The 12,739-nt window shown below is 49.2% G+C and carries 7 protein-coding genes; 6 read left to right on the top strand and 1 reads right to left on the bottom strand.

Annotated elements, in window-relative coordinates; translation table 11 throughout:
* The first annotated feature begins 16 nt into the window (after positions 1–16).
* The 4 genes from NC997_RS05495 to NC997_RS05480 all read left to right on the top strand — a co-directional run bounded on the left by NC997_RS05495 (position 17) and on the right by NC997_RS05480 (position 3,937).
* Positions 17–631, top strand: coding sequence for an outer membrane beta-barrel protein (locus NC997_RS05495; RefSeq protein WP_242030581.1), 615 nt, complete (start codon positions 17–19; stop codon positions 629–631).
* A 184-nt stretch (positions 632–815) separates the two neighbouring features.
* Positions 816–989, top strand: a complete 174-nt coding sequence (locus NC997_RS05490; RefSeq protein WP_190528492.1) for a hypothetical protein — start codon at positions 816–818, stop codon at positions 987–989.
* 95 nt (positions 990–1,084) lie between these two features.
* Positions 1,085–3,067: a sulfite reductase, ferredoxin dependent gene (gene sir, locus NC997_RS05485; RefSeq protein WP_190528490.1), complete on the top strand. Its 1,983-nt coding sequence runs from the start codon at positions 1,085–1,087 to the stop codon at positions 3,065–3,067.
* 300 nt (positions 3,068–3,367) lie between these two features.
* Complete coding sequence (locus NC997_RS05480; protein ID WP_190528488.1) at positions 3,368–3,937, top strand: general stress protein; 570 nt, start codon at positions 3,368–3,370, stop codon at positions 3,935–3,937.
* 165 nt (positions 3,938–4,102) lie between these two features.
* Here the strand turns inward: NC997_RS05480 and NC997_RS05475 are convergent, their stop codons facing one another.
* Positions 4,103–6,556 carry an ATP-binding protein gene (locus NC997_RS05475; protein WP_199306230.1) on the bottom strand — a complete coding sequence of 818 codons (2,454 nt, stop codon included), beginning with the start codon at positions 6,554–6,556 and terminating at the stop codon, positions 4,103–4,105.
* 869 nt (positions 6,557–7,425) lie between these two features.
* Here NC997_RS05475 and NC997_RS05470 point away from each other — a divergent pair.
* Both NC997_RS05470 and NC997_RS05465 read left to right on the top strand, forming a co-directional pair.
* A complete protein-coding gene (locus tag NC997_RS05470) occupies positions 7,426–7,590 on the top strand; it encodes a helix-turn-helix domain-containing protein (protein ID WP_339380422.1) in 165 nt (54 codons plus the stop codon).
* Positions 7,591–7,704: 114 nt separating this feature from the next.
* Positions 7,705–12,639 carry an ATP-binding protein gene (locus tag NC997_RS05465; RefSeq protein ID WP_199306240.1) on the top strand — a complete coding sequence of 1,645 codons (4,935 nt, stop codon included), beginning with the start codon at positions 7,705–7,707 and terminating at the stop codon, positions 12,637–12,639.
* Positions 12,640–12,739: the final 100 nt, after the last annotated feature.

Here is a 12,739-nt window from a genome sequence, read left to right as displayed (position 1 = left end):
GGCGGAAAAATTTTTTATGGATTTCTGGAACCTTTTGCTTTGGCTAACGACTTTGAATGTAACAAAGCAACTGAAAACCAGAGAATTGAAGGAAGTAATTATGAATCGCGCTCTCAAATCCGTAGCTAAAATTTCCGTACTATCTGCACTAGCGATCGCTCCTGTTTTAATGTCTAGTTTGGATGCTTCTGCAAAACCCACTGGAACACGAGCAAATTATGTCGGAGTTGGTGGTTCTGCTAGCGTTACAAATGGCGGACAAGATGGCGATGCTGCCGCAGTCGGTGGTGTGATTCAAGGCCGCTATGCGGTTCCCAAGACGCCAGTTTCTATTAGAGGTTCCGTACAGTTCACCAACGAAACCAGCACTATCATTCCGATGGTTACTTATGATGTGCCTGTTACCAATAAAGCCAACTTCTACGTTGGTGGTGGCTACGGTTTGCATGAATCGGAAGGCAAACCATCTACCTTCGGCAACCGCAATGCGCCTGTAGTCACGGCTGGCGTCGAAGCAGAAGTTGCCAAGAACGTTGTAGTCTTCAGCGATGCCAAACTGGGAATCAAGCCTTACGAAAACAGTCCTGCTTCTTCTGTTAGCGTCCAGCTAGGAGTCGGCTACGGATTCTAAGATTAACGCTCTCTCTATCGTTCTTGGCGGTGTTTGGTTCGAGATATTTTGACTTAACTGACTTCTAACAAAGTGGGACAGGTTAATAAAGCCTGTCCCACTTTGTTTTTATAGCGGTTCTCACTTGGGTTAGATACACCGCACAGTAGGGTAGCTATGCTAACCTACCGATGGAGCTGATTCAATGGACGGCTTAAGATTGCTAGGCTCAAAAATCGGGTTAGGCGCGAAGACTCGACGCTCTTACTTGCATCACTGCATCCCTGCATCAAGGTGTGGCGAACCGAAGGGCGTCCTCTGGGGATATCCCTTTCTGCAAGAATTGTTAAAATCTAGGGATTTTCTCACCTATCGCTAAAGATTAAGAATGGTGATAGTACCATGAATGTATACGCCGTAATCCCGATAGATTTTCCGGTGATCCAGTTCAACCGTTCAGCCCCTTAGTTTCCGATGGTTAAATCTCCGATTTCCCCAGTCCAAAAGCTTTCTAAAGTAGAAGGACTCAAAGAACGCAGCAACTTTTTACGCGAACCTGTGGCAACTGAGCTACTGGAAGACACCAACAGCTTCACAGAAGATGCCACCCAGATTCTCAAATTTCACGGATCGTACCAGCAGGATAACCGGGACAACCGGGTGAAGGGTCAGGAAAAAGATTACCAGTTCATGCTGCGTACCCGTAATCCGGGGGGATTCATTCCACCGCAACTGTATCTGACCTTAGACCGACTGGCTGAGGAATATGGCAATGGAACGCTACGCGCTACGACTCGCCAGGGTTTTCAGCTGCATGGAATTTTAAAGAAAAATCTCAAAGCATCCATCGCTGCCATCATTAAAAACATGGGGTCAACCCTGGGAGCCTGCGGCGACCTCAACCGCAATGTGATGACGCCCCCAGCGCCTTATAAAAATCGCCGGGACTACGAATATACCTGGGAGTATGCCAACAATATTGCTGACCTACTGGCACCGCAAACAGGTGCATATTATGAAATTTGGCTGGATGGCGAAAAGTCCATTAGCGCGGAAGAAAACCCAGAGGTAAAGGCGGCGCGGCAACGCAACGGCAACGGCACCGTCGTCCACGGGAAAGAAGAACCGCTATATGGCGATCGCTATATGCCCCGGAAATTTAAGTGTGCCGTAACGGTACCAGGGGATAATTCGGTTGACCTCTATTCCCAAGATGTCAGTTTGGTGGTGATTACCAACACCGAGGGAGAACTAGAGGGATTTAATGTCTTTGCGGGTGGTGGTTTAGGACGCACTCACAACAAAGAAGAGACGTTTCCCCGGATGGCAGATCCCATCGGGTATGTAGAGAAACAAGATATCTACGATCTGATCAAAGCGATTGTCGCCACTCAAAGAGATTATGGCGATCGCACCAACCGCCGTCATGCGCGGATGAAATACTTAATTGAAGATTGGGGCGTCGAGAAGTTCCGCGCCAAAGTCGAAGAATACTTTGGCAAACCGCTAGCAGCTTTTAAAGAGTTACCGGCTTTTAAATACAAAGATTTCTTGGGATGGAACGAACAAGGCGACGGCAAGCTGTTTCTGGGAATTCCGATTGAAAATGGTCGGGTAAAGGACGAAGGTAACTTCAAGCTAAGAACTGCACTGCGGGAAATCGTGCAGAAGTTCTCGCTACCGATTCGCCTGACACCCAACCAAAACTTGCTGTTTTACGAAATTGACCCGGCGCAGAAAACCGAAATTCAGCAGATTCTTGACCGCTGTGGCGTTCAGGCAGACCCCAATCAACTTGACCCGTTGGTGCGCTATTCGATGGCTTGCCCCGCCATGCCGACTTGCGGCTTGGCGATTACCGAATCGGAACGGATCATGCCGGATCTCTTGAATCGGGTTCGGGCGCTGCTGAAAAAAGTGGGATTGGAAAACGAACACTTTATCGTGCGGATGACGGGTTGCCCGAATGGTTGCGCTCGTCCCTATCTGGCAGAATTAGGATTTGTCGGGAGTGCGGCTGAATCTTATCAGATTTGGCTAGGGGCTTCACGCGACCAAACGCGACTCTCTAGAGCCTATATGGATCGGCTGCACATTAACGAGCTAGAAACCGAATTAGAGCCGATTTTCGTTTACTTCAAGCAGTCGCGGCAACCCCAAGAAGGTTTTGGGGATTTCTGCGATCGCGTTGGTTTTGATGCGATTCGTCAATTTACAGTTGACTATGAGTCAGAAGCAGTCTCTCCTCAGTCAGATACCGGGTTGATTAATGAGGTGGTGCTGCCAGAAGAATCAGAAATTGCAGTTGCAGCTAAAATCCGTCGTCGGATCAATGTCCGGGATGATGTTTACAGCCGCTTGAAAGCAGAAGCAGCCCGTCAGGGTAAGCCCATGACTCAATTGGCAACTGAGATAATCGAAGCTTTCTTGCAGGCGAATCAAAAGCCTAACGAGTAATCCGGCTGGCGACTCAGTAATCTTCAAGTCTGGTTGATTCCCCTAATTTCCCAGAACCCCAACCCTTTCCCGCTTGCGGGGAGGGGTTCTTTATATTACAGGCAAGTAGACGGATTTGAGATGAGTCTTCAATCATTCAACTCAGCCGTAACAAAACGCCCGGAGAGACTCTCCCTCCGAGTTACATCTAGGGATTGATGGATCTAGTAGCAGAAAATACCAAAATTTCAACATCAAGGATTAAAAAATCAATTCTGCATTTGTGGATTCGCGATGCAGATATGGCAATCGGAGGGAAAAATGACTGTAGCTGAAAATAAGCGTGCTGTGGGGGTATTTTCTAATCGTCAAGATGCAGAAACTGCACTCGATGAAGTTAACAAAGCTGGCTTCCCAATAGATAGGGTTTCGGTAATTACCACACAAGCAAAACCTGACGATCAACTTGCCGGTGCGAATATGAGCGATCGCATTGGTGATGAAGCTAGCGTCACTGCTGCCACAAAAGCCAACGCAAATACTAACGTTGGGCTGTTTGGTGGCATATTCACCAGTCTTAGCACTTTAGCAGTTCCTGGTGTGGGGGCTGTAATGGCAGCGGGTGGTCTGGGCTTGACACTAGCCGGTACGATTGCTGGTGTTGGGATTGGAACAGCGGCAACGAATCGCCTGATTGAGGCATTAACCGATCTCGGCATTCATGAAGATGACGCTAAAGTTTATAGCGATCGCCTGTTCTACAATTACTATTTGGTAATTGTGGATGGAACAGACGAGGAAATCGCCAAAGTTGAAGGAGTTTTTCGCGAGCGGGGAATTCAGGATTGGGCTGTTTATAACCGACCCAACGATTCACCTGTCTTGTCCTAAATTTCCAAGAATACCAAGATCCAATTTTCACCAAGTTAGGTGAATCTAGATTTGAGAAAGTTTCACTAAACTTTTCTCAAATCTATTTTGTCCTTACTTTTTTGTTGATCGGTAGTGGGGAATTGTGCCCTAACTTTCCCCCTAAACTGATTGCTCAATCAATTCCTACGATGGTTGCGGTGATTGTTGGATGGGAATCTCGATCGCAAATTCTGCTCCTCGTCCCGGTGCCGAAATGCACCGCAACTGTCCCCCATGTGTCTCTGTCACTATCTGATAGCTAATCGCTAATCCCATCCCGGTTCCCTTTCCAACCGCCTTGGTGGTGAAGAACGGGTCAAATAACCGTTGCTGAATATCTTCAGCAATCCCCGCTCCATTATCTGCAATCCGAATCGCAATTTGTTTTGATGCCAAAACTTGCGTGCGAATTGTAATTCGACCGGGGTTGGCTTGCCGGTCTTGGTAGCTGCGCTTGAAGTTAAACTCCTCTATAGCATCAATCGCGTTGCTGAGGAGGTTCATAAATACCTGGTTGAGTTGTCCGGCATGGCACTCAATTTTAGGTAACTGACCATACTCCTTGACAACTTCAATGGCTGGATGATCTGGCTTCGCCTTAAGACGGTTTTGCAAAAGCATCAGCGTGCTATCAATGCCCTGGTGAATATCCACATCCTTGACTTCTGATTCATCCAAACGGGAAAACACACGCAGCGAGTAAACAATATCACGAATACGCTGAGCGCCAACTTGCATCGAGGCAAGGAGTTTGGATAAATCTTCTTTGAGAAATTCCAGTTCCATGTCCTCTGCTTTGTCTTGAATCTGGGGCGTGGGCTGAGGATACTGCTCTTGGTACAGCTCAATCAACTCTAGTAAATCTTGGATGTAAGAGCTGGCATGAGTAAGGTTGCCGTAGATAAAGTTGACTGGATTATTGATTTCGTGGGCAATGCCTGCCACCATCTGACCTAAACTAGACATTTTCTCGCTCTGTACTAGCTGGAGTTGGGTGTGGTTAAGTTTGGTCAGCGTTTGGTTGAGCAGTGTAATCTGTTGTTGCGTTTGGTTATACAGCTGAGCCTGAGTAATAGCAACTGCTAGCTGATCTACAACCGCTTTGAGTAATTCCCGATCTAGTTGACTCAGGTAATGAGCGTGCAAACCAATGAGATAGCCGCAGCAGCCATCTAGAAGCGGGATGGGGAGTGCAAGATAGGCGTGAGCTTTCAACTCTAGAGGTGTTTGCTCTAACTCAGCATCAACAAACAACAGATGAAGTGCCTCTGTCTGCTGTAGACAAGCTGCTATGTCTATAGATGAATTGGATTGAAACTTTCTTGGCTGAATCGTTAATATTTGGGCGTGAGAATCGCCAACCAGCTCAAAAGTTTGGGATTTGGGATCGTACCAGCCAAACAGCACTCTATCAAGCTGTGTCAACGTTGCCAGTTCTGTTACCGTCGTCTGAACAATGGTTTGTAGCTCTAAAGATTCTCGGATACGACACACCAAACGATTCAGTAGAGCTTCCTGCTCGGCACGAGTGCGGGTTTGCTCAAACAGCTGCACCTGTCGCCATGCACCAATCAGGGCAATAAGCAACAATCCGCCTAAAACGGTCGCCAAGAGGTTGAGTGCGCCTAAGTTAGATTCGATATTCTGGCGAGGAATAACCAGCGCAATTGACCAATCCGCTTCCTTTAGGGGCACGTAGGCAACGTAGTTCCATCTGTCATTGACTCGTATTAGTTCAATCCCCGCTTGTTTGGCAACCATGTGCTGAGCGATCGCTGCCAGTGCCGGATTGGAAGATTGTAAGAAGCTGGGTGCCTCATGCTCTGCGGAGCCAATCATCTTGGGGTCAGGATGGGCAATCGCCACCCCTGTGGAGTTGAGTGCAAAGGCATAGCTGCCAGCTCCCTCTTGGAGCCTGCTGACTACCTGAATCACTCGGTCAACTTTAATCGCTCCACCCATTGCTCCCAGCACTTGAGTCCCTGAATCCCCCATAATTGGAGCGCTGATATTGATTTGTAGAAGGCCTGTGGTGCGACTGACTACGGGATTCGCGGCACTGACTTGCCCTGAAATTGCCTTGATAAACCATTCCCGGTCTTTAATATTTTTGCGATGAGGACCGACGCTGGTATTCGCACCCCAACCCTCGGAGTTGACAATTGACAGCTGGTGAATTTCTTTAAACCGTTGCAATTCCCACTTTAAATAAGGCTGGGCGACTGACCAATCTATAGAGCGCACGAGGGGACTGTTCGCCAGCATCTCTACCTCAGTCTTCCGATTAGATAGCCACTGGTCAATCTCATCTCGTCCCTGCTGGACTTTCAGTAAGGCTTGTTGCTGGAGGTTCTCCAGAATCAGTCCCCGCACAACCTGATAGCTAACTACAGCGATCGCACTCACCCCCAAAGTTGACCCTGCCAGTATCGATAAAACAATTAGGTCACGAGGTTGCCATCTTTGCTTGTAGCGATGCTGCTTTTTTGGCAGCCTTGACCAAAACGCTTTAGAAAAATTGAATTTCCCCAATTTGGGAAATGCTTCCCGGCTACTTTTTTGGCTAGCTGAGTTAGCCTGGTTGTTTAGGATGGACACTCTTACTGCTACCTGCTATCGACTTGAGAAATAGGAGATTTCCAAGGAATTTAAGATTGAAAAAGTTGAAAGAGTTCAATGTTATGCTCCACAATCAGCTAGTTTTCTCTAAGAATCATATGGAGATGTTCTGCTCTCGCAACTCTTTTACCTGTAAATTTAGATACTACCATCGGATAATTGAACCAGCATTGGCACAATTGCTGAATCTTCATCCTGTTAAAAGTCTCAAGTTTAAAGGTCAATTGAATAAATTCGATTCTTCCTCAAGTCGCGAGCAATGAGCGTGTCGAGGGAACTCAAGCTCAGTGCGGCTTAGGGTTAACAATGGATTCGCAAGTTAAGCTCGCATCTTTTCCCTTTTCGGGCAGGGCATTGGGAAAGGATACCTATATTTTCCAGCTTTACAGATATATCGCACATTCTGCACCCCCTACTGTCACAATCGGTTATTTCGGTTTTTTTTTCTAACAAAGGTGATTTCTTATACAAAAAAATGTAAATATGTTTTGCGATCGCAAGCCCAAAATTTTTAAATGTCGAAAATTCGGAGTATGGCAGTTTAGGTTGTGGAATGGAGGTTAAAGCAGCGTGCAGATAGCGGCTGGTTGTGCAAGCAGCATTCTTCCGCTCCAGGGTCGCCTGCATTAGATGGTACGGGGAGAGATCGCCTGTGAAAATTGACCTGTTCAAAGACAGTTACTTAGTGATAAAAATCCTTTCTGTCAATGACTAGGAGGGGAAGAGAATGAAGAGAAAATAGCCCCATTCTGGCTAATAGATGGAAGGATATCGCACCGGCTATCGTTCAATTTTACGCATTAAGATAGAGGGATTTGTGCCCAAGAACCACACTTGAACAGCTAGAGGTGGCGGGGTTAGTCCGCGAGACTCGCCCGCGGCTTGAACTTTCACAGGAAAAGTTCGCAACGCTACTTGGGGTATCGTTCCATAGTGTGAATCGATGGGAAAACAAACGAACGTGCCCCTTACCACTCGGTTGGAAGCAGATTGAAACACTGCTGCAATCATAATGGGGGAACAGGTCGAAGACGACTAGCCAGGTATTTCGAGGAGCAGGAGTTGCGCCAGTGACATTTGCAGACAAAGGAAGGGCTGCTGACAGCATTTTTGTTGCAGGCGGCGAAATGGGGAATTTGATGCGATCGCTCGATTGGTCGAAGACTCCCTTAGGAGACGTGAACCTTTGGCCCCAAAGTTTGCGAAGCGCTGTCAGTATTTTGCTGCCTTCAAAAGCTCAGATTTGTCTGTTCTGGGGATCTGAATTAATCGCGATCTACAACGATGCCTATCGTCCTGCCCTGGCATCGAAGCATCCTTGGGCACTAGGTCGCCCTGCTCGTGAGCTGTGGAGCGAAGTTTGGGACGCGCTCAAACCCTTGCTTGAGGGAGTTGTCACGACTGGAGAAGCCTTCTGGGCACGAGATTATTTGTTCTTTCTCAATCGCTACGGGTACAGCGAGGAAACTTACTTTGATGTATCCTATGACCCCGTGCGGGACGAGAGCGGGGAAGTCGGCGGCGTTTTTTGCATCGTTAGCGAGACAACCGGGCGAGTTCTGGGCGATCGCCGCTTACAAACATTAAGCTTACTGGCGAGCAAAACAGCTCAAGCCAAGACGGTTGAAGCTGCCTGTCAAACTGCAATTCAGGCTTTAGCCACCAATGCTCACGATATTCCGTTTTCCCTGCTTTATCGAGTGGCGGCAGATGGCAAGCAAGCGACTCTGGTTGAAACGGCTGGATTCGAGGCGGAAACCTCAGCAACGCCAGCAATCGTAGACCTGACTCAAGGCAATGACGGATGGGGATTGAGACGAATTCATCAGACTGGGCAAGCCGTTATTGTTGATGTAGCAACTCGCTTCGGGGCGTTACCGAAGGGAGCCTGGGACAAGTCGCCTGCTGCTGCCTGGGTTGTGCCAGTGACCCAATCGGGACAACCTCAGATTGTTGGGTTTTTGGTGTTGGGAATCAATCCCCATCGAGCCTTTGAGAATGAGTACCGAGAATTTTTTGATTTAGTGGCAGGCAATGTCACGAATGCGATCGCAAATGCCCGCGCGTTTGAAGAAGAACGCCAGCGAGTCGAAGCACTGGCAGAACTGGATCGCGCCAAAACGTCCTTCTTCAACAATATCAGCCACGAATTCCGTACTCCCCTGACGCTGATGCTATCGCCGCTAGAGCAGACGCTAGCCGAATTAGAGGGAAGCATTCCGACCAAAGCGCGATCGCAACTCGAACTGGTGCAGCGCAACGGGAAGCGCTTGCTGAAGCTCGTCAATACCCTGCTCGATTTTTCGCGCATTGAAGCCGGACGCGCTCAGGCAAACTACCAGCCAACCGATTTGGCAACCTATACGGCTGAATTAACGAGTCTATTTCGTTCTACCGTTGAGCAAGCGGGACTGAAACTTACGGTTGATTGTCCTCCCTTGCCAGAACCGATTTATGTAGATCGGGATATGTGGGAGAAGATTGTGTTGAATCTGCTCTCGAATGCCTTTAAGTTCACGTTTGAAGGAGAAATTGCGGTTGTTCTGCGTCCGGTTAGCGACCAGGTGGAACTGATGGTGCGCGACACGGGTACAGGTATCCCATCTGCCGAGCTTCCCAAACTGTTTGAGCGGTTTCATCGCGTTGAGGGGGCACGGGGACGCACCTTTGAAGGTACAGGAATCGGGCTATCGTTGGTGCAGGAACTCGTGCAGTTGCAGGGAGGAGCGATCGCTGTTGACAGTACGCTGGGTCGGGGCAGTACCTTCACGGTACGATTGCCAATGGGAACGGCTCATTTGCCGAGTGATGACATTCACGCCAGCCGCGCCCAAGCCTCCACCGCTTTTGGTGCAATTCCTTATGTTGAAGAAGCTTTAGGTTGGCTACCCGAAGAAAATGCAGCGCCGAGGTTGCAGACCGCAGAAAACGCTCAACGAACCTCAGATGCTCCAATCTCGACAGCTACCGCCCGGATTCTGCTAGTCGATGATAACGCCGATATGCGCGACTATCTGCACCGCCTCCTCAGCCAGTTTTATCAGGTGGAAATGGCGAAAGATGGCGAAACCGCTCTAGCTGCCGTATATAACCGTGCGCCTGACCTGATCCTCAGCGATGTGATGATGCCAGGAATGGATGGCTTTGAGTTGCTCAGGCGGTTAAGAGCTGATGCCAAAACTCGCGAAATTCCATTTTTGCTGCTATCTGCTCGCGCCGGAGAAGAATCGGCTATCGCAGGACTGGAAGCTGGAGCCGATGATTATCTGGTGAAGCCCTTTAGCTCCGGTGAATTGCTTGCCCGCGTCGCTGCCAATTTAGAACTCGGGCGATCGCGCCAAGCAGCTAGTCAGCAGCGCTTTCGCTTCCTGGCTGAATCTATTCCCCAAATGGTTTGGACGGCTGATGCCAGCGGTTGGGTAGATTATTACAGCCCCGGCTGGTTTGACTACACCGGATTGAAGTTGGAGCAAATCCAGGGGAGCGGTTGGCAAAACACACTCCATCCAGACGATCGGCTCCGGACTATTGAAGCGTGGACTCAAGCCACTGAAATGGGCACAAACTACGATATCGAACATCGTTTGAGAAGGGCAGATGGAATTTATTGTTGGCATCTCACCCGCGCCCTACCCATGCGCGACGAAAACGGTCAAGTCATTCGCTGGTTTGGTACCTGCACGGATATTACCGAGCGCAAACAAGCAGAAGAAGCTTTGCGAGAAAGTGAGGAGCTAAAGCAAAGCATTCTAGAGAGCAGTACTGACTGCATCAAAGTCTTAGCGTTGAACGGTGAAATTCTCTACATCAATCCTGGTGGGCTGTGTCTTTTAGAAATCGACGAGCCGAAATCTATCCTTTATCGCGTCTGGGCTGATTTGTGGGAGAGCGAAGATTATGAAAAAGCCCAAGCTGCGATCGCCGCTGCCAAAATCGGCAACATCGCTCAATTTCAAGGCTATCGCCCTACCACCAAGGGCACACCGAAATGGTGGGATATCATTATTACGCCGGTGCGAGATGCTAAGGGACAAGTAGTGCAACTACTTGCTATTTCACGGGATATTACGGAAGCGAAGCGCATTGAAGCCGAACGCCAACAAGCTGAACTAGCGCTGAGAGAAGCCCATGTGCAGTTAGAATCTGCTTTGGCAGCGGGAGCCGTCTACACTTGGCGCTGGAGTATTCCCGGCGATCGCGTCAGGGTCAATGCTGCGTTTGCTCGCCTGTTTGCTGTAGACCCGGTGAGTGCGACATCAGAAGGCTTGCCGATCGAGTTCTTTATCAACTCCATGCACGAGGAAGACCGTCCTCGCGTTTCAGTTGCAATTGAGCAGGCGATCCACACAGGTGAGGAATATGCTGCTGAGTACCGCGTTCGGACTGTCAGTGGTGAGGAACGTTGGCTAACGGCACGGGGTCGAGTTGAGTATGATGCAGCAGGGAAACCTGTTTCTTTTCCTGGCGCACTCGTCGATATTACCGAGCGCAAACAAGCAGAAGTGGCCTTGCGCCAATCAGAGGAACGCTATCGAACGCTGTTTGAGTCCATTGACGAAGGCTTTTGCCTCATCGAAATGCAGTTTGATGCAAATAACAAGCCGATCGATTACCGCTTTTTGGAGACTAATCCGGCGTTTGGGAAACAAACGGGACTCGAACAGGCAGCGGGCAAAACGGCGCGTCAGCTCATTCCAAATCTTGAAAAGCACTGGTACGAGATTTACGGCAAAGTCGCCCTAACAGGTGAATCCATTCGCTTCGAGAATGGTTCCCAAGTGATGAACCGTTGGTTCGATGTTTATGCGTTCCGCGTTGGGCAGCCGGAGAGCCGAAAAGTTGCCGTACTGTTCAAAGATATTAGCGATCGCAAGCGTAGTGAAATCGAACGAGAACAAATTCTGCAACGAGAACAAGCCGCACGGGAAGCTGCCGAACAGGCAAATCGCATTAAAGATGAGTTTCTAGCCGTACTGTCTCACGAGTTGCGATCGCCTCTCAACCCGATCTTGGGCTGGTCTCAGCTACTGCAAAACCGCAAGATGGATCAAGTGCGAACGACTTATGCCCTACAGATCATCGAACGCAATGCCAAACTGCAAGTGCAGCTCATTGATGATTTGCTCGATGTTTCTCGAATTCTCCAAGGCAAACTCAGCCTCAATGTCGATCCGGTCAATCTAGCAACCACCATCACCGCCGCACTGGAAACAGTGCAGTTAGCCGCCGCCGCCAAATCGATTCAAATTCAAACAATTTTGGAACCAGAGGTTGGGCAAGTTTTAGGCGATTCAGGTCGCTTGCAGCAAGTCATTTGGAACTTGTTATCCAACGCCGTCAAGTTTACCCCGTCAGGAGGACGAGTTGAAATTCGCTTAGAGCAGATTGAGGCTGAAGCTCAAATTACGGTCAGCGACACAGGTAAAGGGATTCTCCCCCAATTTCTGCCCCATGTCTTTGAATACTTTCGCCAAGCTGATAGCGCCACGACTCGACAATTTGGTGGATTAGGATTGGGCTTAGCGATCGTCCGTCAAATCGTTGAATTACATGGCGGCACTGTTCGTGCAGACAGCCCTGGGGAAGGGCAGGGAGCCACTTTTACGGTGAAATTCCCGTTGATGTCGCAGCACTCAGCCATTCCTCAAATCGTTCGCGAGTCCAAATCTCTCTCAGGCTTGCAAGGTATCAAAGTGTTAGTGGTAGATGACACGACAGATATGCGCGAGTATGTCGCCTTTGTCTTAGAACAGGAAGGGGCAGAGGTTGTGGCGGTCGGTTCAGCAGCGGAAGCTCTTGCCACGTTAGCTCAGTTTCAGCCAGCGGTGCTGGTGAGTGACATTGGGATGCCCGAAATGGATGGGTATATGCTGTTGCGGCAAGTGAGACGGTTGCCCGCAGAGCAAGGTGGTGAGATTCCGGCGATCGCTCTCACGGCGTATGTGGGGGAACTAAATCAACAACAAGCGATCGCTGCCGGATTCCAGCGGCACCTTTCTAAGCCGATCGAGTCAGCCGCGTTAATTGCAGCGATCGTCGATCTCATCAAGAATGCAAATTAAGACTGCTTGCTTAGTGGTTCAATACTGCCCCTTCTGGGCTTTTTGGTGAGGGATTAGGAGTGAAGTTTCAAATGTATTTCACTCAAGCGACTGCTATCGC

This window comes from Trichocoleus sp. DQ-A2 (assembly GCF_039961915.1).
GTDB lineage: Bacteria > Cyanobacteriota > Cyanobacteriia > Cyanobacteriales > FACHB-T130 > FACHB-T130.
The sequence above is the reverse complement of the archived record's forward strand: the minus strand, read 5'-3'. Positions and strand labels throughout refer to the sequence as shown.